The organism is Streptococcus oralis (genome assembly GCF_026782375.1).
GTDB lineage: Bacteria > Bacillota > Bacilli > Lactobacillales > Streptococcaceae > Streptococcus > Streptococcus oralis_CL.
In genome coordinates, this window is record NZ_JAKUWJ010000001.1 from 332,843 (window position 1) to 356,021 (window position 23,179).

Annotated in this window: 18 protein-coding genes; 13 read left to right on the forward strand and 5 right to left on the reverse strand. The window is 40.8% G+C overall.

Annotated features, from left to right (window positions below; translation table 11 throughout):
- Positions 1 to 270 precede the first annotated feature (270 nt).
- On the forward strand, positions 271 to 5,109 hold the full coding sequence (locus MK409_RS01610) for a putative Ig domain-containing protein (protein ID WP_268705104.1): 4,839 nt from the start codon (positions 271 to 273) through the stop codon (positions 5,107 to 5,109).
- A 160-nt stretch (positions 5,110 to 5,269) separates the two neighbouring features.
- Here MK409_RS01610 and MK409_RS01615 read toward each other — a convergent pair whose 3' ends face one another.
- Together MK409_RS01615 and gor are read right to left on the reverse strand one after the other, a co-directional pair.
- A complete protein-coding gene (locus MK409_RS01615; protein ID WP_268705105.1) occupies positions 5,270 to 5,806 on the reverse strand; it encodes a biotin transporter BioY in 537 nt (178 codons plus the stop codon).
- 143 nt (positions 5,807 to 5,949) lie between these two features.
- Positions 5,950 to 7,296, reverse strand: a complete 1,347-nt coding sequence (gene gor, locus MK409_RS01620; protein WP_268705106.1) for a glutathione-disulfide reductase — start codon at positions 7,294 to 7,296, stop codon at positions 5,950 to 5,952.
- Positions 7,297 to 7,563: 267 nt separating this feature from the next.
- Between gor and MK409_RS01625 the strand changes: the two genes are divergently transcribed.
- From MK409_RS01625 to MK409_RS01645, 5 genes are all read left to right on the forward strand, one after another.
- Positions 7,564 to 8,748: an efflux RND transporter periplasmic adaptor subunit gene (locus MK409_RS01625; protein WP_268705107.1), complete on the forward strand. Its 1,185-nt coding sequence runs from the start codon at positions 7,564 to 7,566 to the stop codon at positions 8,746 to 8,748.
- Positions 8,732 to 9,433, forward strand: coding sequence for an ABC transporter ATP-binding protein (locus MK409_RS01630; protein ID WP_033629580.1), 702 nt, complete (start codon positions 8,732 to 8,734; stop codon positions 9,431 to 9,433). The genes MK409_RS01625 and MK409_RS01630 overlap by 17 nt, the downstream gene beginning before the upstream one ends.
- A gap of 1 nt (position 9,434) precedes the next feature.
- The gene (locus MK409_RS01635; RefSeq protein WP_268705108.1) at positions 9,435 to 10,694 is read left to right on the forward strand and encodes an ABC transporter permease; all 1,260 of its coding nucleotides are present in this window, start codon (positions 9,435 to 9,437) and stop codon (positions 10,692 to 10,694) included.
- A gap of 135 nt (positions 10,695 to 10,829) precedes the next feature.
- Entirely contained in the window at positions 10,830 to 12,827 is a 1,998-nt protein-coding gene (gene metG / locus MK409_RS01640) for a methionine--tRNA ligase (protein ID WP_268705109.1), read from the forward strand.
- A gap of 85 nt (positions 12,828 to 12,912) precedes the next feature.
- Positions 12,913 to 14,163, forward strand: a complete 1,251-nt coding sequence (locus tag MK409_RS01645) for a DUF6287 domain-containing protein (protein ID WP_268705110.1) — start codon at positions 12,913 to 12,915, stop codon at positions 14,161 to 14,163.
- Between the two features lie 178 nt (positions 14,164 to 14,341).
- Here the strand turns inward: MK409_RS01645 and MK409_RS01650 are convergent, their stop codons facing one another.
- The 3 genes from MK409_RS01650 to coaA form a co-directional block, all read right to left on the reverse strand.
- Complete coding sequence (locus MK409_RS01650) at positions 14,342 to 14,875, reverse strand: DNA topology modulation protein (RefSeq protein WP_268705111.1); 534 nt, start codon at positions 14,873 to 14,875, stop codon at positions 14,342 to 14,344.
- Positions 14,876 to 14,927: 52 nt separating this feature from the next.
- Positions 14,928 to 15,164, reverse strand: coding sequence for a 30S ribosomal protein S20 (rpsT, locus tag MK409_RS01655; protein ID WP_001274000.1), 237 nt, complete (start codon positions 15,162 to 15,164; stop codon positions 14,928 to 14,930).
- A 67-nt stretch (positions 15,165 to 15,231) separates the two neighbouring features.
- A complete protein-coding gene (gene coaA, locus MK409_RS01660) occupies positions 15,232 to 16,152 on the reverse strand; it encodes a type I pantothenate kinase (RefSeq protein WP_268705112.1) in 921 nt (306 codons plus the stop codon).
- 233 nt (positions 16,153 to 16,385) lie between these two features.
- Here coaA and MK409_RS01665 point away from each other — a divergent pair, with 233 nt between their 5' ends.
- The 7 genes from MK409_RS01665 (at position 16,386) to MK409_RS01695 (ending at position 23,177) form a co-directional block, all read left to right on the forward strand.
- Entirely contained in the window at positions 16,386 to 16,976 is a 591-nt protein-coding gene (locus MK409_RS01665; RefSeq protein ID WP_326845904.1) for a class I SAM-dependent methyltransferase, read from the forward strand.
- The gene (locus MK409_RS01670) at positions 16,973 to 18,250 is read left to right on the forward strand and encodes a pyrimidine-nucleoside phosphorylase (RefSeq protein ID WP_268705113.1); all 1,278 of its coding nucleotides are present in this window, start codon (positions 16,973 to 16,975) and stop codon (positions 18,248 to 18,250) included. The genes MK409_RS01665 and MK409_RS01670 overlap by 4 nt, the downstream gene beginning before the upstream one ends.
- 19 nt (positions 18,251 to 18,269) lie before the next feature.
- Positions 18,270 to 18,932, forward strand: coding sequence for a deoxyribose-phosphate aldolase (deoC, locus tag MK409_RS01675; RefSeq protein ID WP_268705114.1), 663 nt, complete (start codon positions 18,270 to 18,272; stop codon positions 18,930 to 18,932).
- Positions 18,919 to 19,308, forward strand: a complete 390-nt coding sequence (locus tag MK409_RS01680) for a cytidine deaminase (protein WP_268705115.1) — start codon at positions 18,919 to 18,921, stop codon at positions 19,306 to 19,308. Before deoC ends, MK409_RS01680 begins: the two co-directional genes overlap by 14 nt.
- A gap of 90 nt (positions 19,309 to 19,398) precedes the next feature.
- Positions 19,399 to 20,454: a BMP family lipoprotein gene (locus tag MK409_RS01685; protein WP_061406961.1), complete on the forward strand. Its 1,056-nt coding sequence runs from the start codon at positions 19,399 to 19,401 to the stop codon at positions 20,452 to 20,454.
- A gap of 136 nt (positions 20,455 to 20,590) precedes the next feature.
- Complete coding sequence (locus tag MK409_RS01690; RefSeq protein WP_268705116.1) at positions 20,591 to 22,126, forward strand: ABC transporter ATP-binding protein; 1,536 nt, start codon at positions 20,591 to 20,593, stop codon at positions 22,124 to 22,126.
- A complete protein-coding gene (locus tag MK409_RS01695; RefSeq protein ID WP_061406965.1) occupies positions 22,119 to 23,177 on the forward strand; it encodes an ABC transporter permease in 1,059 nt (352 codons plus the stop codon). The genes MK409_RS01690 and MK409_RS01695 overlap by 8 nt, the downstream gene beginning before the upstream one ends.
- Positions 23,178 to 23,179: the final 2 nt, after the last annotated feature.

A 23,179-nucleotide genomic window follows, 5' to 3' on the forward strand; every position in this document is an offset into this window, starting at 1 on the left:
CAAAATGGTCAACTATCAGAAATTTCTAGTGATTTGATGACATTGTATGACTTACTGATGATACGGCATCTGTATCTATGGATTGATCTTAGGAGTCACCTTAGGTGTATTGATAAGTCTATTGAACCCACATAGACTCTATTTTCTTATCAGTATGTGAACAAGATAGAAAATAGGTTCAAAAAATGTGCTGACTTCTAATCTTTACCTCAGGTAGAAAGTGCCTTTCTATCTATAAATAATGTTTTGTATATGTAAAAGGAGATAAAAATGAATTTTGAAAAACGTCAACGATTTGCAATACGCAAATTTAGTGTAGGTGTAGCTTCGGTGCTTGTTGGTCAATTCTTTGTTGGGGCAGTCATGAATGCTCCTCAAGTTCGGGCAAGTGAGGTAAAAAAGACAGAAGAGTTTGAGGTCAAGAAGCTAGAGGAGTCTCTGATTGACCAATCGAGTAAAGATGTGGCGATTCCTGAACCCTATCAGGCTCCTGCAACACTTGCAGGGGTTTCAGAAGAGAAAGTAGAAGATAACGCCACTGTAACAGCTGCAGATGAAAAAACATCAGATAAGATAATCGAGAGTAAGGAAAACTCTCAGGTTACCCCTTCAGAAGAAACTCCAGAAAATCTTCAATCTCTTAAGGAACAGTTAAATAATAGCATTATTGAGGCAAAAGCTGTTAACCAAGAGATTGAAAAACAAGTAACAAATGATAGTGTTGATAGAGAGGATAAGAAGAAACTTAATGATGTTCTTCAAACTTCTAAAACAGAAATAGAGTTAGCAGAAAAGCTGAGTGCGAAAGATTTTGCTTTGAAATCAGAACTTAAGTACAGCCTTGTACGTATGCAAGCTGCTATCGAACTTGGTTACTCTGAGTTGAAGCGTTCGGGACATTCGGGTCAGGTAGTCTATATGCTCTCAGAAGAGAGTAAGACGACGGAAAATACCAATCCCTATATGACGATTGAGAACTATAGTGGAATTCAATCTTTACGCCAAAATGGTGCTAAGGTCCAACTAAGGTATAAAATGGGATTGACTCGTATCACCTCTGATGAGGTCGAACTATCTCAAGGGGCTAAGGATCTTGGTCTGACCTATGATCCTGAAGGGGAGTATGTATATGGGGAACTGACTCTGGATGGTCGCATCCAAAGTGGAATCTACCAGGTTGGGTTAGTTTCTAAGACAAATCCAGCTGTAAGCGCCACTCTCCCCCTAGAAATTACAAAACCTAAGTCATATGGCTTAACTACTTTGGGGAATTATAGGGGCGATTTAAGTGCATCTAAATCAAGTGATTGGCGAGCTGCAACAGGTGATATGGGGGAGGATAATACTCAGATTAATTCTTATATTATACCTACAACACCTTTTGGTTATTATTTAGATATTGATGATCCCGATACCAAAACAGGTACGATTGCAGATGCTACACCGACTACGCCGACCTACTATACAGAACTAGGTCTATATGTAGCAGATTCAGCAAGTAAAAATGATTTTCCTACAAAGCCAATTTTATTGGAGAGAATTGAACGCTTGGATACTACGCCAGATGTGGATTACGAATTGGTAACTGTAGGTGATGTATACGGTGGTAATGATTACGGATGGAATGTTCATGGCAATGCAACTCCCTATCGTTTGCGTTTTACAAAACTACCAGCTACTCAAGGAACCTTTACTATCAAGTTCAAGACGGTTGATGCACTTGGACAGGAAAGAATTTTTAATGTTCAGTTAACTACAGAAGAGAGATCGAAAGCAACAAATGACAACAATGGTTCCTATCTGACAAATGCTGATGTGCGATTTGCTCCTAATAAAGAACTTACTGTCTTGAACAGAGAAGGTATCGTTTCTGTTCCAAGATCTACCGAGGAACAGAATTTAGGGAAAATAGAGATTAATAAGGTGAATGCAAGTATCAAACCAGTTCGTCTACCAGATGGACTCGAATTTGATTCAGCAACGCAAACCATAAAGAAAAAAGCAGGGGCAAAACTTGCTCCTGGTAAATATAGTTTTGAATTCCGTGCTATTGATGGACATTTTGGAGACAATGCTCCCAATCGTATCTTCCAATTTGAAGTTACGGATGTCTTAGAGCCGATTAGTCATCAGGTATGGCAAGAAGAAAAGAAATTCTCTGGTGTTCCAGTGACTCTCTCAGGAAATTCTGCTATTGCAGCGATTCGTGTGGTAACGGAAAGTGGAGATACTTATGCCTCCATATCGGGTGATAGTGTCACAAAAACACTAGAAGGATATGGTGTTAAAAAAACACCCGTAACTCAAACAGCACGCTTGGAAGTTGATTACTATAACACCGAAGGCGGCATTTCTACAACTTTTACAACATTTACCTTTGAGGTGAAACCGCGTGAAGGAGTAGCCCTGAATCTTGATGTGACCAACTCGGATCAGACCGTCAAAGAAGGAGAAATTTTTAAAGATATAGTCATTAGCCACACTGACGGTGCCAGATTAACAGTTGATACAAACGCACTACCGAAAGGTACTAAATATGACCCTGAAACCAAAACGGTTTCGGGTAGAGCTTTGGTTGAAGGAAACTATCGTGTAAAAGTTCTAGTTGAAAAAGATGGGCAAGCCGTACAGAAGTACATAAATCTAAAAGTTCTTCCAGGTGCCTTGGTTGCTGAAGATTACTCACGTGAGCTAACAGCAGGTGAGACGATTGACCCAATTGAATTCCCACTTCCTAAAAATGCAACAATTTCAATTGATTTTTATAATAGGTTGGGTCTGAAACTTGACTACGAAAAAAGAGTCATTTCTGGTGTGGCAAACATTGCTGGAACTGAAACGTTTACATACAACCTTCGTCGCGGAAGAGAAGAAGTGATAGGTAGTGTTACTATTAAGGTTAAGCCTAAACCAGTTGAAGTCAAAAGTGGCGAACGAACTGTTGAAGTTGGGAAACCTATTGAAAATTTTGTTCTCTCATCGAGTGAAGGAGCAGTTGTTGGGTCACCAAGTACGTCCGGATGGATCTATAAACAAAATCTCTATGGATTACCTGAAGGACTTAGTTTTGATCCAAATACCAATACGATTTCGGGTACGCCTAAAATAGTTGGGGAGTTCACTATTTCATATAATGTTGGATATGAAAACATTTCTAGCGAAACTCCTAGAGGAATGTTCAAGGTGATTGTGACATCAAAACCAATTCAAGTGACAGGTGGTGAGAGAACAGTCCAAGTTTTATCTGAAATGCCTCCTATTAAGCTAGAAGCATCAGAGGGTGCAAAAATTAGCTATTACGGTTCTCTACCAAATGGCGTCACTTATGATTCGTCAACACAAACTTTCTCTGGAATACCAACTGAAGTTGGAACTTATCGTATAAATGTTCAAGCTAGTTATCCAGATATTATGGGGAATAAGACTGCAAATTCAGAAGTTATCATCAAAGTTACAGAATCTCCAGTTTCTATTGCTATTTCTAACAAAGACCAGACAGTTGCTATTGGAGATGAGATAACACCTGCAGTGATATCGCATAATAATTTATCTACTGTCGGCATGAAAACGCCTTATGGGATTGTAGAAGAGGAAGAAATTAATAACGTGCTTTCGGATTATGGTTTGACCTATAATGCGGCTACTAAAACCATAACAGGCAGTCCAACAAAAACTGGAGTTATCAAAATTAGAATGCAAGCCCAAAATCCTACTCAAATAGGAGGGGCTGCAAAAATTGATACCCTAACTCTTACTGTAACTCCTAAAGTTGAAAAAGAACTTGATTTGACTGTTTCAGGTGGACGCCAATTGATAACTTTAGGAAAATCTCTATCTGATATCACTATTACTCATACAGCTGGAACAGTATTGACGATAGACGAAGCGAATCTTCCTAGTGGAGTAACTTATAATGCAGTCACAAAGACTATTTCGGGTGTGCCAACTGTAGCTGGTAGTTATACAGTGAAAGCAACGGCGACTATTGCTGAAAAGTCAGTGTCGAAAGATATTCTAATTGATGTCATTGATATTAGAAACGGACAAGATGGTCGTAACGGAGTGGACGGTCAGAATGGTCGAGATGGTGTCAATGGACAAGACGGGAAAAGTCCAACCATAACGGTAGTAGATAATGGCAATGGCACGCATACACTCCAAGTGGTTAATCCAGATGGACAAACAGCCAATACCCTTATCAAGAACGGTAAAGATGGTCGAGACGGAGTGGACGGTCAGAATGGCAAAGATGGTAAGTCATCAACAATAGTTACTGAATTTGGTCAGGACAGCGAAGGTCAATCAGGTGTCTGGCTCATTGTTCGTGACTCAGATGGCAATATTACTAGTCGAAACTTTATTAGTAATGGTAAGGATGGAAAAACCCCTAAAGTTCTGACAGAAACAGGGAAAGATAAAGATGGAAATTCTGGTGTTTGGGTTGTTACTTATGATGGTGATGGGCAGGAAGTAAGTCGTACTTTTGTTCAAAATGGTAAGGACGGTCAAAGTGGTCAAGACGGTAAGTCATCAACTGTTATTACTGAAATTGGAAAAAATGAAGATGGTTATACAGGTGTTTGGGTTATCGTTCGTGACTCCGATGGTAGAATTACTAGTCGTACCTTTATTCGTGACGGTAAAGATGGAAAAACTCCAAGTGTTCTTACGGAATCTGGAAAAAACAAAGATGGACAAACAGGTTATTGGGTAATTATTAAAGATGGTGATGGTAAAGAACTTAATAGACTCTTTATACGTGATTGTGGTTGTCCAAAAGAAAAAACCCCACAACCAACCCCACAACCAAGTCCACAACCAAGTCCACAACCAACCCCACAACCAAATCCACAACCAAGTCCACAACCAAGTCCACAACCAACCCCACAACCAAATCCGCAACCAAATCCGAAACCTGATTTGGAATTGGTTCCGCAACCGATTGAAGATAAATTTATCCCTCTTTCAAAATTTAATAACGATTCTGATTTGAAGAGAGAACTACCAAAGACAGGCTCAGAAGATTTACCATTTCTACCCCTGTTAGCTCTTACAGGTTTAGCAACAGCAAGCTATGCTTTGTCTAGAAAAAGAGATGAGAAAATTTAACTAAATCTATAGCTATATTGGACTGATAAAAAAAGAGAGAACAGCGTTCTCTCTTTTTCTATAAGATAGGGTGGTTATGTGACTATGTGTTCTTAATCAAAATAGAAAAACAATCAACATAGCTGTTTGGAAACTTCAAATTAGAAGATGATTGAGCTTTTTATTTCGAAAAATAAGCAATGCTTTTCAATCGTTCTAGTAGGGGACGACCAATGAAACTAATGGCAATGATTTTACCAAGATCAGGAAGGATAAAGGGAAGGACACCTACTGCAAGCGCCTTATCAAATGGCATCCCAGCAAGGAAGTGGAGGCTGAGAATACCTCCGACAAAGACGAGGGAGTCACCCAAGAGGTTGGCTAGGAAAATGCGAATGTAGCCACTATTTTGATGGATGAGATAAGATGTAAGTCCCGCATAGACAAGGTCGAACCAAAGATAGCCTGCACTTGGACCAACTAAAACGTGAAATCCAGCTCCTCCCCCTGCAAAAACAGGTAAACCAATGGCACCCAGCAAGAGATAGAGAGCTACAGATAAAACAGCTTCTCTGGGTCTAAAAACAGTAGCAATCAGACCGATCGCAAAGTTTTGCAGAGTGAAAGGTACAGGACCGATAGGGAGACTGATTTGTGCCAATACGGCAATGAGAGCAGCACCGATAGCAGGGATAGCATAGATATGAGCTTTTTTCAAAACTGTTAACCTCTTTTCAAAATTATAGTAACTATTATACTAATTCAGAAGAAAAAGTCAACCTATTTTTTATAATAAGGTAACAATTTTGTAACAGCGGATTTTGCAAGTAAAAAGAGACCTTTTCAGGTCTCTTTAGATAATTAGCGCATGGTCACAAATTCTTCAGAAGCAGTTGGGTGGATAGCTACTGTAGCATCAAAATCAGCCTTAGTCGCTCCCATCTTGATGGCAACAGCGAATCCTTGAATCATCTCATCGACTCCGTAACCTAGTCCGTGAAGACCAACAACTTTTTCGTCAGCACCGGCGGTGATGAGTTTGAAGCGTGATTCCTGACGATGGTTTGTAACGGCTGAGTACATAGATGCAAAGCTTGACTTGTAGACTTTGATGTTATCTTGGCCGTATTCTTTGATAGCTTGATCTTCAGTCAATCCCACGGTTCCGATTGCTGGGTGGGAGAAGACAACAGTAGGGATAGTTGTGTAGTCCATCTTAGCACTTGTTTTCCCATTAAAGAGACGTTCAGATAGGGTACGTCCAGCCTTGATGGCTACTGGAGTTAATTCCTTCTCACCAGTAACGTCTCCAAGGGCATAGATACCATCTACAACAGTATTTTGATACTCATCCACTTGGATAAACCCACGTTCATTGAGTGTAACGCCAGCCTTTTCCAACTCCAACCCGTCTACATTTGGACGGCGACCAGTGGCCCAGATAACTTGGCTTGCAGTATGACTAGAACCATCTTCGAAATGAATGGTAATACCTTGCTCCGTCTCTTCGAGTTTGACGGGTACCTTGTGTGTGTGCAAAGGAAGGCCTGTTTTTTCCATTTCATTGACAAGACCTTCAACGATGTAGCTGTCAAAACCACGCAAGGGACGATCACGGCGAACGAACAAGTCAGTTGTTACACCGAGTGCATGGAGAACACCAGCTAGCTCAACAGCGATATAGCCTGCGCCTAGGATAGCAACAGATTCAGGAAGTTGCTCCCAAGCAAAGACATCGTCTGAGCTACCACCGAGTTCAGCTCCAGGAATAGTTGGGATGCTTGGACGAGCTCCAGTCGCAATCACGATATGCTTGGCACGAATCAATTCACCATTAACACTGACAGTGTGAGAATCAACAAAATGAGCACGCCCCTCAATCAAATCAACTCCGTTGCGTTTGAAACTTCCATCATAAGATGAGCGAGCACGATCGATGTAGGCTTCACGGTTTTGACGAAGTTTTGCGAAATCAAATTGAACATCTGAACTCGTAAACCCATAGTCAGGACCGTAGTGGTGGAAGCTTTCAGCAATTTGCGCTCCATACCACATGATTTTCTTAGGAACACAGCCAACGTTGACACAAGTTCCACCTAATTTTTTCTCCTCGATAACAGCTGCTTTAGCACCGTGTTCGCCAGCGCGGTTCATAGTGGCGATGCCACCGCTCCCTCCACCGATGGCGATGATATCATATTCTCTCATAGAAAACTCCTTATAGCTTTGATAGTCATATTCTATCGTTTTTGCTTTTTGAATGCAAAAATCTGCTACGTTTAAAAAAATTAGAAAAACACTTGCCAATTTTACAAAGATAGTGTATTATATATCTAGTACAATAACCCAAAAACAAATACCGAACGAAATATTTCTCCTGAACTGTCATTGTTTCTCTCTGAACGATCATTGTTTGGGTCTAGTATTTTTGATATAATGGTTTTTGTAAGCTTAAAGTGAAAAAGGAGATTAACTATGAAAAGAACAAAAAAGGTAAAAAAATGGCAATTATTCACTGCTATTGGTGTTGCAAGTGCTATTGTTATCAGTGCTGCGGCGATTATGATTTTTAGACAACCATCCCATTCGGTTGTCCAGGATGAGACCTCTCATATCGTTGTTGCCAAGGAAGGTTCCGTTGCCTCATCGGTTCTCTTGTCAGGTACCGTCACAGCAAAAAATGAACAATACGTTTATTTTGATGCTAGTAAGGGAGATTTAGATGAAATTCTCGTTTCGGTTGGAGACAAGGTCGAAGAAGGGCAAGCTTTGGTCAAATACAGCAGTGCCGATGCCCAAGCTGCCTATGATGCAGCCAGTCGAGCAGTTGCAAAGGCCGACCGTCATATCAATGAGTTGAACAAGGCTCGTGAAAATGCAAACTCTGCACCAGTTTTGCCACAAGTTCCAACTGAAGCTGGACTTCCAGAACAAGCGCCTGCCGAAACTTCTTCCGTATCCTCTATTGATTCTCAAATCAGTGATGCCAAAGATAACCGTGCAGATGCTGTGGCTCAGCTCAACAAGGCTCAAGCTCAACTAGATGCTGCAACTGTCCTCAGTACACTAGAAGGGACTGTAGTTGAAGTTAATCGTAATGTTTCCAAATCACCGACTGGTAGCAGTCAAGTGATGGTTCATGTCGTAAGTAACGAAAACTTACAGGTAAAAGGGGAGCTGTCTGAATACAACCTTGCCAACCTCTCTGTAGGTCAAGAAGTTACCTTTACTTCTAAAGTTTATCAAGATAAGAGCTGGACTGGTAAGATTAGCTATATCTCAGATTATCCTAAAAACAACGGAGAAGCAGCAAATGCAGCTCTTGGAGGGAATACTGGATCTAAGTACCCTTATACTGTTGATGTGACTAGCGATATCGGTGAGTTGAAACAAGGCTTCTCAGTCAGTGTTGAAGTCAAAAACAAAAGTAAAGCCATACTTATTCCTTTAACAAGTGTTGTTACCGAAAATGACAAAAACTATGTCTGGCTCGTTGACGACCAGAAAAAAGCGAAGAAGGTAGAAGTTACTTTGGGGAATGCGGACGCAGACAACCAAGAAATTACTTCAGGTTTGACAGACGGAGCCAAGGTCATCAGTAATCCAACATCTTCCTTGGAAGAAGGAAAAGAGGTGAAGGCTGATGAAGAAACTAATTAGTCTAAAAAATATCTGTAGGAGTTATCGAAATGGTGACCAAGAACTGCAGGTCCTAAAAAATATTAACTTAGAAGTTCAAGAAGGTGAGTTTGTCGCCATTATGGGACCATCTGGTTCTGGTAAGTCTACGTTGATGAATACCATTGGAATGTTGGATACACCAACCAGTGGAGAGTATTATCTTGAAGGTCAAGAAGTGGCAGGTCTTGGAGAGAAACAACTGGCCAAGGTCCGCAACCAGCAAATCGGCTTTGTCTTTCAGCAGTTCTTTCTCTTGTCCAAACTCAATGCTCTTCAAAATGTCGAATTGCCCTTGATTTACGCTGGTGTTTCGGCTTCAAAACGACGGAAATTGGCTGAGGAATTTCTGGAAAAGGTTGAGCTAACTGAGCGTAGTCATCATTTGCCTTCCGAGTTATCAGGTGGTCAAAAGCAACGTGTAGCGATTGCGCGTGCCTTGGTAAACAATCCATCTATCATCCTAGCAGACGAACCCACAGGAGCTTTGGATACCAAGACAGGAAATCAAATCATGCAACTGTTGGTGGAGTTAAACAAGGAAGGGAAGACCATTATCATGGTCACGCATGAGCCTGAGATAGCTGCCTATGCCAAACGCCAGATAGTCATTCGTGATGGTGTTATCTCATCAGACAGTGCACCAGTAGAAAAGGAGGAAAACTAAGATGCAGAATCTGAAATTTGCCTTTTCATCCATCATGGCCCACAAGATGCGTTCCTTCCTCACCATGATTGGGATTATCATCGGAGTTTCGTCTGTCGTCGTCATCATGGCTCTGGGAGACTCCATGTCTCGTCAGGTCAATAAAAACATGACCAAATCACAGAAGGATATCCATGTCTTTTTCTCTCCTATCAAAAGCAAGGACGGCTCCTTTACTCAGCGCCAGTCAGCTTTGACGGTCAGTGGGAAAGAAGAGGATGTTCATGTTGAACCACCAAAACCACTGGAGTCTTGGGTCAAGGAGGCTGCCAAGCTCAAAGGAGTAGACAGTTACTATGTCACTAACTCAACTAACGTCACCCTGTCTTATAAGGATAAGAAGGTTGAACGGGCGACTCTGACTGGTGGAAATAGCACCTACATGAACGCAGTTGAAAATGAGATCGTTGCTGGTAGAAGTCTAAGACCGCAAGACTACAAGGAATTTGCCAGTGTGATTTTGTTGGACGAAGAACTAGCTAAGAGTTTGTTTGATAGTCCAGAAGCCGCGATCAATCAAATTATCTCTGTTAATGAGTTTAGTTACCGTGTGATTGGTGTTTATACTAGTAATGAAGCTAAAACTGCTAAAGCCTTTGGAATTGGTGGACTTCCAATTACGACCAATATCTCACTCGCTGCCAATTTTAATACCGATGAAATCTCGGATATTGTTTTTCGTGTCAATGATACTAGTCTAACGCAGACCTTGGGTCCAGAGTTGGCTCGAAAACTGACTGAGATTGCAGGTCTTCAACAAGGGGAGTACCAAGTTGCGGATGCAACTGCCGCCTTCCAAGAAGTACAACAACTATTTGGCTTTATGACCACTGTTATCAGTGCCATTGCAGGGATTTCACTCTTTGTTGGTGGTACAGGTGTTATGAATATTATGCTGGTTTCGGTGACAGAACGTACGCGTGAGATTGGTCTGCGGAAGGCTCTTGGAGCTACACGGGCTAATATCTTAGTACAGTTTTTGATTGAGTCCATGATCTTGACCTTGCTAGGTGGTGTCATCGGTCTAGTCAGTGCAGCAGGCTTAACAATGTTAGCGGGTATCTTATTGCAAAATATGATTGCAGGTATCGAAGTTGGGGTTTCCCTCCCAATTGCTCTCTTTAGCTTGGCTGTGTCAGCCAGCGTTGGTATGATCTTCGGAGTCTTGCCAGCCAATAAAGCCTCTAAGCTTGATCCAATCGAAGCCCTTCGTTATGAATAAGATATAGAGCAGAAAAAACAAGATGGACATTTGTCTGTCTTGTTTTTGTATGGATTTTCCTATCGAAAATCACTAAAAATATGATATAATTAAGTGTTAGAAAAACAGGTTTCATTAGCCTGGAAAGGAAAAATTATGTCTGAAAAGAATTTTTATATTACAACACCGATTTACTATCCATCTGGTAAACTTCATATCGGTTCTGCCTACACAACCATTGCATGTGATGTCTTAGCACGTTACAAACGCCTGATGGGCTACGATGTCTTTTATCTGACTGGTCTTGACGAGCATGGTCAAAAGATTCAACAAAAAGCAGAAGAAGCTGGGATTACACCACAAGCCTATGTTGATGGGATGGCAGTTGGAGTCAAAGAACTTTGGAAATTGCTCGATATCTCATACGATAAATTTATCCGTACGACGGATGACTACCATGAAAAAGTAGTGGCGCAAGTCTTTGAACGCTTGCTTGCTCAAGATGACATCTACCTAGGTGAATATTCTGGTTGGTATTCAGTCTCAGATGAGGAATTCTTTACAGAAAGCCAACTTGCGGAAGTTTTCCGTGACGAAGCTGGAAATGTGACGGGTGGTATCGCACCATCGGGTCACGAAGTGGAGTGGGTTTCTGAAGAGTCATACTTCCTTCGTCTTAGTAAGTACCAAGATCGTTTGGTCGAATTTTTCAAGTCCCATCCTGAATTTATCACTCCAGATGGTCGTCTTAATGAAATGTTACGCAACTTCATTGAGCCAGGTTTGGAAGACTTGGCAGTTTCTCGAACAACCTTTACATGGGGAGTACCAGTCCCATCAAATCCCAAACACGTTGTTTATGTTTGGATTGACGCTCTCCTTAACTATGCGACAGCTCTTGGTTATGGTCAAGATGAGCACGGTAACTTTGATAAGTTTTGGAATGGAACAGTCTTCCAAATGGTTGGAAAAGATATTCTTCGTTTCCACTCCATCTACTGGCCAATCCTTCTTATGATGTTGGATATCAAATTGCCAGACCGCTTGATTGCCCATGGTTGGTTTGTCATGAAAGACGGTAAGATGTCTAAGTCTAAAGGGAATGTCGTTTATCCTGAAATGTTAGTAGAACGCTATGGTCTCGATCCACTTCGTTACTACCTCATGCGTAGCCTTCCAGTTGGTTCAGATGGAACCTTCACTCCCGAGGACTATGTAGGCCGTATCAACTATGAATTGGCAAATGACCTAGGAAACCTCCTTAACCGTACGGTTTCCATGATCAACAAGTATTTCGATGGGCAAATTCCAGCCTATGTAGAGGGTGTAACAGAGTTTGATAATGCTCTTGCTGAGGTTGCAGAACAATCAATCGCAGACTACCATACACACATGGAAGCAGTTGACTACCCACGCGCTCTTGAAGCAGTCTGGACTCTTATCTCTCGTACCAACAAATACATCGATGAGACTGCTCCATGGGTCTTGGCCAAGGATGAAGCTCTTCGTGACCAATTAGCAAGTGTCATGAGCCACTTGGCAGCTAGCCTTCGTGTCGTCGCTCACTTGATTGAGCCCTTTATGATGGAAACCAGTCGTGCAGTCTTGACACAACTTGGTCTAGCAGAAGTTTCTAGCCTTGAAAACTTGAGCCTGGCTGATTTCCCTGCAGATGTAACAGTAGTTGCTAAAGGAACACCAATCTTCCCACGTCTGGATATGGAAGAAGAAATTGCCTATATTAAGGAACAAATGGAAGGCAACAAACCAACCGTTGAAAAAGAATGGAATCCAGAAGAAGTCGAACTTAAACTAAACAAGGAAGAAATCAAGTTTGAAGACTTCGATAAGGTTGAAATTCGTGTCGCAGAAGTCAAAGAAGTTTCGAAAGTGGAAGGTTCTGATAAGTTGCTTCAATTCCGCTTGGATGCTGGTGATGGTCAAGACCGTCAAATCCTCTCAGGAATTGCCAAATACTATCCAAACGAACAAGAATTGGTCGGCAAGAAAGTCCAAATCGTTGCCAACCTCAAACCACGCAAGATGATGAAAAAATATGTCAGCCAAGGGATGATCCTCTCAGCTGAACATGATGGACAATTAACCCTTCTCACAGTTGATTCAGCTGTACCAAACGGAAGTGTGATTGGGTAAAAATTTAAAGATAAAAACAGTTTTCTATTTTTAACATAGAAAAACTGTTTTTTTACTAATATAAATAATATTTGGGAGATTGGGAATGAAGAAAAATACTATTCTTTATTTGGGTATTATTTTACTACTTGTTATTTTTCTTTTATTTTCTTTATTTATAAATCGTAAAGAAAGTAAAAAACAAGATGTACAATCAACTACTACTAAAGTAATAAAATCAGATGTTTTGAACATTTCAGGTGATTATATTTCTTCTACAGGTGAGAAAGCTACTGTTGTTAAGAATGGTCAAAATTGGAGAATTTTATATAATACAGACGAAGGTAATGTATTTGGAGACTTCTCTACAGATTGGAAGGAAGATGACAACGATAGTTCTTCTGTTACAGAATTTAATAAGTCAGACGGAAACAAGGATTTTAAAATATCTATTTCAGTTAATAATGTAGATGATTCATCTAACATTTTAAAGGTAATCATCTTATCTGACGGAAATAAGAATCATGAGATGGTATTTGCTAGTAGGAGTGATTATTTTAAAAATAGTAAGGATAATATTCTTCAAGGAGATTTAAGCTCTTTTGAAGGGACATACTCTAATGACTATTTAGAAAAAGCAATAGCGGAATCAAACTTTACTTTGTATGGGTACAGTCCTGAAGATTATTTTGAAGATAAAACTTCGGCCTTCCCCAAAATATCCAAACAAGAGGGAAATTGGCTGTTTTGGAGTAGTTCTACACATGCCCAATTCAAACTAGATAAAAGTAAAAAACCGAAGAAAAATAATGGTTATTATGAAGTCTATTTTGTAGGGGATAATAAAAATGCAATTATTGGGCAAGAGTTAGTGTTAACATTTATCCCTGCTAATGAAACTGGACCAGATAATGACAAAACTCAAGAGAACAGAATTCTTTATGGGAAAAGTTATCTTAGACCGTATAGATTGGATTGGTGGAAACTTTATCAACATAACTCAATTTTAGAAGTTGATTTAGATATTGAAGCGATTGAAAATGGAGATATTTCAACACTTGTTGGAACATGGAGAAATGGTCGTGGTAAGGAATTGATAATTAATTCTGATGGAACAACTGGGGACGGAAATAGGATTAAAGTAATAAAAGATTCATCTAAGAAGAGCAGTGTTCCATATGTTAGTTTACAAAGTGGTCCTACGAGTGCTGCTATTGGATTGTTTAAAATAGGTTTTAAAAATCCAATGGGTGATCAATCAGATAGCTCACGACCGCGATTAATTATTACTCAATCAGCTGGAAATTATGATGAAGATTTTTATTATTATAGAGTAGAGGCAAGTGTTTCTCATTAGTAGGTGAAATGTTCAGTAATCAGATAGCATTTGAGCTTTTTTTCGAGTTTAATAATTTTATGAAATACTTATTCTGATATACTCCTCTCAGCTGAACATGATGGCAAATTAACCCTTCTCACAGTTGATCCAGCTGTACCAAACGGAAGTGTGATTGGGTAAAAGCAAACAACCAACGTTAGGCACGTTGGTTTTTCTTGTTATGTACGAGATTTTCTAAGAAGTGGTCCATCTCCTTTTGCGATCTGAGGACAATTACTTTCTCTGGATAGGTTTCTTGAACCCGTTGATAACGTTCTTTAGCAGTTTTGGTCCGCCCATCCCAGAGAATCCATCTGATAAACTCCCAGTCAAAGCGTTCTGGGCAACCTGCAGCCATGCTTTCTCGAACTTGACCTCTGTATTTGAGATAACGCTTAAAGGCCCTCAGTAAGCAAGTCCAAGGTGAAAAATTGAGAAAGATGATTTGGTTAGCTTCCAGCATTCTTTCCTCGTAATAACACCAAGAGTAGTTGCCATCGATGACCCAGTCTGAGTGATTGGTGAGGAAGTTTTTCATCTCAGTTTTCATCCAATCACGATCACTGTCTTGCCAGCCTGGTTGAAATTGGAGGGTATCCATATGCAGTTTGGGTATGGAGTAGTAGTTAGATAAGTTCTCAGCTAGAGTTGACTTACCAGCTCCAGAATAGCCGATGATTGCGATTTTCATTTTCTACCTTTTCGTAATGGAGGACAAAAAAACAGCCTCGGTGGACTGTTTCTTATTTAGCAAGTTTAGCTGAAAGACGAGCTTTATCGCGGCTTGCTTTGTTTTTATGAATCAAACCTTTAGTTTCTGCTTTGTCGATAGCTGAGCTAGCAGCACGGAAAAGTTCTTCAGAAGGGTTTGCTTCGAAAGCTTTGATAGCAGTACGCATAGCTGATTTTTGAGCTGAGTTTTTTTCGTTTTGTTTAACGTTCAATTCAGCGCGTTTGATAGCTGATTTAATGTTTGCCAATGTTCTTACCTCCATATTTACTAACTATACTATTATATCTGAAAACTTATGTTTTGACAAGGGGAAATTATTTTTTTAGGTAAATTTCATCGATTTCATGGTTTTTAGCCTTGTGGAGAATAACCTCAGCCCGATTCCTTGTTGGTTCAATATAGTTTTGTAGATTTGTAAGGTTGATATCACTCCATACTTGGTGGGCAAAAGACTCTACTTCCCCTATTGGCATTTGCGTAAAGTGGTGGTAGTAGCTGTCTGGATCGTTTTGAGCAAAGCTGAGAAGTTTCAAAAAGCGGTCTAAATACCAGCTTTCAATGTCTTCGACAGCGGCGTCTACGTAGATGGAAAAATCAAAGAAGTCGGTGATGTAAAGACGCTCATTTTGAGGATTCTGAAAGACATTGATTCCTTCAACAATCACAAAATCTGCAGCCTTAACACGTTGTTTCTCCCCAGGAACAATATCATAAACCTCATGAGAATAGACAGGAATATCAACGTCTTGGCCATTTTTTAGGCGGTCAAGAAAATTCAGTAAGGCCTCCATGTTATAACTCTCTGGAAAACCTTTGCGATTTAAGATCCCTTGGTCAATTAACGTTTGATTGGGATAGAGAAAACCATCAGTCGTCACTAACTCCACAGTGGCGTCAGTCACTGTACGAGACAGAAGGATTTGCAGAAGTCGGCTAGTCGTTGATTTGCCAACAGCAACACTTCCCGAAACTCCGATGATGAAGGGTTGAGATTTACTCTCTCTTTGGAGAAAAATTCCCTTAGAAAAGGCTAAATCCTCTTTGGTGCGTTTGTAAATTTGGATGAGATGAGCTAATGGTAAATAAATATCTGTCACATCTTGTAGGCTGATTTGATCGTTAAAACTCTTGATTGAGTCTAGTTCTTCTTCCGTCAAGGGAGGAGTTGACTTGCGGTGCAAGGACTGCCAGGTTTCACGGCTGATTTTTTCAAAATGTAAAAATTCGTTGGTCATATTCTTTCCTCGTTCGATATCTTAGTATATCATATTTCTCATCTAAAGAGAGAACGAAATTCGATATTTCTCATTCTGATTCTTGAAAGTTGCTATAAGTTGCTCTAAAAGGTAAAAATAGAGGAAATAATACTGAAATTCTTTAATTATTATTATAACAGTTTTAGTTTGTTTGTTGAATTTTAGCTTTGTAAACGATTTTATATTTCCTTAAATTATGGTAAAATAGTTTTATGAGTAAAATGTATTATGCAGAAAATCCTGATGCAGCTCACGATATTCATGACTTGAGAGTAGAGTTGCTGGGACATAAATTGACCTTTTTAACGGACGCAGGTGTCTTTAGTAAAAAGATGATTGACTTTGGTAGTCAGCTTTTACTAAAGTGCCTCGAGGTTGAAAAAGGCGAGCGAGTGCTAGATGTCGGCTGTGGGTACGGTCCCTTAGGGATTTCTTTGGTCAAGGCTTATGGAGTTCAAGCAACCATGGTCGATATCAATAGTCGTGCTCTAGACTTAGCGCGAAAAAATGCTGAGAGAAACCAAGTTTCAGCAACTATTTTCCAATCCAACATCTATGAGCAAGTTGAAGGGAAATTTGACCATGTCATCTCCAATCCTCCGATTCGTGCGGGCAAGCAAGTTGTTCATGAGATTATCGAAAAGAGCATGGATTTTCTGGAAGACGATGGCGACTTAACAATCGTTATTCAGAAAAAACAGGGTGCCCCTAGTGCCAAAAGCAAGATGGAAGAAGTTTTTGGAAATTGTGAAATCATAAAGAAGGACAAGGGGTATTATATCCTTAAGAGTGTGAAATCATGAGAGCAGTTGATTTAATCCAAAAGAAACGAGATGGTCAAGAACTGTCTTCAAGTGAAATCAAGTGGTTGGTAGAGGGCTATGTGGCTGGAACAGTCCCAGACTATCAAATGTCTGCCTTTGCTATGGCGGTTTATTTCAAAGGAATGACCACACGTGAGATTTCTGACCTGACGATGAACATGGTAAAGACGGGGCAAGAGTTTGATTTGTCAGCCATAGAGGGCATCAAAGTAGATAAACACTCGACAGGTGGTGTTGGTGATAAGGTGACCTTGATTTTAGCTCCTTTAGTAGCCAGTTTTGGTGTTCCAGTAGCCAAGATGAGTGGTCGTGGACTAGGACACACTGGAGGGACCTTGGATAAGTTAGAGGCAATCAAGGGCTACCAAGTGGAGCGTAGTCAAGAGGATTTCATCAAACAGGTTCAAGATATTGGTGTATCTGTCATTGGTCAGTCTGACCAGCTGGTTAAAGCAGACAAACTTCTCTATGCTCTTCGTGATGTGACAGCGACTGTTGATACGATTCCTTTGATTGCTAGTTCTGTCATGAGTAAGAAAATCGCTGCTGGGGCAGATGCCATTTTGCTAGATGTGACTGTCGGTGAGGGTGCCTTTATGAAGACTGTTGAGGAGGCACGCGAATTGGCTCAAACCATGGTTGATCTTGGAAAGGCTGTTGGAAGAAAGACTGTAGCAGTTATTACCGATATGAGTCAGCCCTTGGGTCGAGCTATTGGCAATCGTCTCGAAATTCTAGAAGCAATCGAAATTCTTCAAGGAAAAGGTCGAGAAGATATCAGTCACTTTATCTGTGAACTAGCTCAGATTATGCTTAGTTTAGCAGATGTTGAGAAGACGGTAGAAGAAGTACGTCAACACCTTGAAAATGGGCAAGCCCTTGCCAAATTTGAGGAAATGGTGGCGGCTCAAGGCGGTGATCTAGAAGATCTCTACCGCCCAGTAAATGTTGCCCATGTAGTGGATATCCCGGCTCAAGAGACAGGTGTCATTTCAGCCCTTCCAGCTATGGATTTTGGCCTATATGCCATGCGATTAGGAGCTGGTCGTGCAGTCAAGTCTGATGACTTGGACTATGAAACAGGGATTGTTTTTGAAAAGAAAGTTGGTGACTCCGTTCAAAAAGGAGAAATTGTTGCAAAAGTTTATACAAATGGAAAAATTTCTTCTGAACTAGTTACAGAATTTCAAAAATATGTTAAAATAAATGATGGAGTGCAAAGTTTACGAGAAATTATAGAAATTATCTCATAAAATCAGGGAGAATCCGAATATGGAGTTAAACAAATATATAGATCATACGCTTTTAAAACAAGATGCAAGTCAAGAACAAATTGATCGTTTGCTATCTGAAGCGCGTGAGTATGACTTTGCCAGTGTTTGTGTTAACCCGACTTGGGTTGCTTATTCAAAGGCGGAGCTTGAAGGTTCAGATGTAAAGGTTTGTACAGTAGTTGGTTTTCCTTTGGGAGCAACAACTTCAGCTGTCAAAGCTTTTGAGACCAAGGAAGCCATCCAAAATGGAGCAGATGAGATTGATATGGTTATCAATGTCGGAGCTCTCAAATCAGGAAATCGTGATTTAGTTGAATCAGACATTCGTGCTGTCGTAGAAGCAAGTGGCGATAAGCTAGTGAAGGTTATTATTGAAGCTTGCTTATTGACTGACGAAGAAAAGGTTGTGGCCTGCCAGCTGTCTCAAAAAGCGGGAGCAGACTTTGTTAAAACATCTACTGGCTTCTCAACTGGAGGAGCAACTCTGCCAGATGTCAAATTAATGCGTCAAACAGTGGGACCTGATATGGGTGTTAAGGCTGCTGGTGGAGCGCGTTCTTACGCAGACGCTCTTGCCTTTGTGGAGGCAGGTGCTACTCGTATTGGAACATCCGCTGGTGTAGCAATCTTAAAAGGAGAATTGGCTGATGGCGACTACTGAGTTAATTGAACTAGCAATTGAAGCCAGCAAGAATGCCTACGTGCCCTATTCTCACTTTCCTATCGGAGCTGTTTTAGTTGCCAAGGACGGTAGCATTTATACGGGTGTCAATATCGAGAATGCTAGTTATCCCTTGACTAACTGTGGGGAGCGTACAGCTATCTTTAAAGCAGTCTCTGAGGGACAATGGGAGTTTTCAGAATTGATTGTCTACGGTCAGACTGAGAAACCTATCTCACCATGTGGAGCTTGTCGCCAAGTCATGGTTGAGTTTTTTGAACAAGATCTAAAGGTGACGCTTGTCGCCAAAGATAAAACGACGGTCGAGATGACGGTCGGTGAGTTACTTCCATACTCATTTACAGACTTGAACTAGTCTGTGCTGCTCACTGAGTGGCAAGGGTCCTTGTGACCAAACAATCCATACTTGCAACATCGTTGCGTATCTTATTTAGGAGGTTCAGTAATGAACAAGAAACAATGGCTAGGCCTTGGTCTAGTTGCAGTAGCAGCATTTGGACTTGCTGCATGTGGTAATCGCTCTTCTCGTAACGCAGCTTCATCTTCTTCTGATGTGAAGACTAAAGCAGCTATCGTTACAGATACTGGTGGTGTTGATGATAAATCATTTAACCAATCAGCTTGGGAAGGTCTTCAAGCTTGGGGTAAAGAGCATAACCTTTCTAAAGATAAAGGTTACACTTACTTCCAATCAACAAGTGAAGCGGACTATGCAAACAACTTGCAACAAGCAGCTGGAAATTACAACTTAATCTATGGTATTGGTTTTGCACTTAAAAATGCAGTTGCTGATGCTGCAAAAGAACATACAGATATAAACTATGTTTTGATTGACGATGTGATCAAAGATCAAAAAAATGTTGTAAGTGCTACTTTCGCGGATAACGAAGCAGCATACCTTGCAGGTGTGGCTGCAGCTAAAACTACTAAAACAAAACAAGTTGGTTTTGTAGGTGGTATGGAATCTGAAGTTATTTCTCGCTTCGCAGCTGGTTTCAAAGCTGGTGTTGAGTCAGTTGACCCATCTATCAAAGTACAAGTAGACTACGCTGGTTCATTTGGTGATGCTGCTAAAGGTAAAACAATTGCTGCAGCTCAATACGCTGCAGGTGCAGATGTTATCTACCAAGCAGCTGGTGGTACCGGAGCAGGTGTTTTCTCAGAAGCTAAATCTTTGAATGAAAGCAAAAATGAAAGTGAAAAAGTTTGGGTTATCGGTGTAGACCGTGACCAAGTAGATGAAGGTAAATACACTTCTAAAGATGGTAAAGAAGCTAACTTCGTACTTGCTTCTACTTTGAAACAAGTTGGTACAGCTGTAAAAGACCTTGCCAACAAAGCTGAAAAAGGTGAATTCCCTGGCGGTCAAGTTATCGTTTACTCATTGAAGGATAAAGGTGTTGACTTGGCAGTGACAAACCTTTCTGAAGAAGGTAAAAAAGCTGTTGAAGATGCAAAAGCTAAAATCCTTGATGGTAGCATCAAAGTTCCTGAAAAATAATTGATGGAAGTCATTTCTTAGGAAGCGGCCAGTGGCCGCTTCTTTAAGAATTGAGGCAATTTTTGTCTCAATAGAGCTTGTTAATGTGATTAGCAGGTTTTATTGAAATAAAATAAACCTCTGAAAGGAAGAGCATATGGCACACGAAAATGTCATTGAGATGCGGGATATTACCAAGGTGTTTGGTGAATTTGTAGCAAACGACAAAATCAACTTGCAACTGCGAAAAGGTGAAATCCATGCACTTTTAGGAGAAAACGGAGCGGGTAAATCCACTCTGATGAACATGCTAGCGGGACTTCTTGAACCAACTAGTGGTGAGATTGCGGTGAATGGTCAGGTTGTAAAACTAGACTCACCATCTAAAGCTGCTAGTTTGGGAATCGGAATGGTTCACCAACATTTTATGTTGGTTGAGGCTTTTACAGTAGCTGAGAATATCATTTTAGGGAGTGAAATCACAAAAAATGGTGTTCTAGATATAGCTGGTGCTACTAAAGAAATCAAGGCTCTTTCTGAACGTTATGGTTTGGCAGTGGATCCTGCTGCCAAGGTAGCGGATATTTCCGTTGGTGCCCAACAACGTGTAGAAATCTTGAAAACACTCTATCGTGGTGCTGATATCCTTATCTTTGACGAACCAACAGCGGTATTAACTCCTTCGGAAATTGATGAGTTGATGGCAATCATGAAAAACCTTGTTAAAGAAGGCAAATCCATCATCTTGATTACCCACAAGTTGGATGAAATCCGTGCAGTCTCTGATCGTGTTACGGTTATCCGTCGAGGAAAATCTATTGAAACTGTTGAGATTGCAGGAGCAACCAATGCAGATTTGGCTGAAATGATGGTTGGACGTTCCGTATCCTTTAAGACAGCCAAACAAGCAGCCCAGCCGAAAGATGTTGTCTTGTCTATCAAAGACCTAGTTGTCAATGAAAACCGTGGTGTTCCAGCTGTGAAGAACCTTTCTTTGAATGTTCGTGCTGGTGAAATTGTCGGTATTGCGGGTATTGACGGAAATGGTCAGTCAGAACTGATTCAAGCTATCACAGGTCTTCGTAAAGTTGAGTCTGGTAGCATTGATTTGAAAGGAAAGTCAGTTGTCGGTATGCATCCTCGACAAATTACTGAGATGAGTGTCGGACACGTTCCAGAAGACCGTCATCGTGATGGTTTGATTTTGGATATGATGATTTCAGAAAACATTGCTCTTCAAACCTATTACAAAGAACCGCTCAGTAAAAATGGTATCTTGAACTATGCCAATATTACTTCTCATGCTAAGAAATTGATGGAAGAATTTGACGTTCGTGCTGCTAGTGAGTTTGTTCCAGCAGCAGCTCTCTCAGGGGGAAATCAACAAAAGGCCATTATCGCCCGTGAGATTACCCGCGACCCTGATCTCCTCATTGTTAGCCAACCAACACGTGGTTTGGACGTTGGTGCCATTGAGTACATTCACAAACGCTTGATTGAAGCCCGTGATAATGGTAAGGCTGTCCTTGTTGTCAGCTTTGAATTGGATGAGATTTTGAATGTCTCTGACCGCATCGCTGTTATCCACGATGGGAAGATTCAAGGTGTTGTGACACCAGAAACAACCAATAAACAAGAACTTGGTGTCTTGATGGCTGGCGGAAGCTTGGGAAAGGAGAAGAGTGATGTCTAAAAAATTACAACAAATTTCGGTTCCCTTGATTTCTGTATTCTTAGGAATCCTGCTCGGAGCCATTGTCATGTGGATTTTCGGCTACGATGCTATTTGGGGTTATGAGGAATTATTCTACACAGCCTTTGGTAGTCTTCGTGGAGTAGGTGAAATTTTCCGTGCCATGGGGCCTCTAGTCTTGATTGGTCTTGGTTTTGCGGTTGCCAGTCGTGCAGGTTTCTTTAACGTCGGTTTGCCAGGTCAAGCTCTTGCAGGTTGGATCCTCAGTGGTTGGTTTGCCTTGTCAAATCCTGATATGCCACGTCTCATCTTGATTCCATTAACAGTGATTATCGCTTTGATTGCAGGTGGAATTGTTGGTGCCATTCCAGGTGTCCTCAGAGCCTATCTGGGTACGTCAGAAGTTATCGTGACCATCATGATGAACTACATTGTACTGTATGTGGGAAATGCCTTTATTCATGCCTTCCCTAAAGATATCATGCAAAGTACAGACTCAACGATTCGTGTCAGTGCAAATGCAACTTACCAGACGCAATGGTTGTCTGAGTTGACTGGAAACTCTCGTATGAATATCGGGATTTTCTTTGCAATAATTGCTGTAGGAGTCATCTGGTTCTTGCTCAAGAAAACAACTCTCGGTTTTGAAATTCGTGCAGTTGGTCTTAACCCAAATGCTTCTGAATACGCAGGTATCTCTGCAAAACGTACAATCATTCTTTCGATGATTATCTCAGGAGCTTTGGCAGGTTTAGGTGGAGCAGTCGAAGGTCTAGGAACTTTCCAAAACGTATATGTACAAGGATCTTCATTGGCTATCGGATTTAATGGTATGGCAGTTAGTCTACTAGCTTCAAATTCACCAATTGGAATTCTATTTGCAGCCTTTCTATTTGGTGTTCTCCAAGTTGGAGCACCTGGTATGAATGCGGCGCAAGTACCATCAGAGCTTGTTAGTATCGTAACAGCATCAATTATCTTCTTTGTCAGCGTTCACTACCTAATCGAGCGCTTTGTCAAACCTAAAAAACAAGTAAAAGGAGGTAAGTAAGT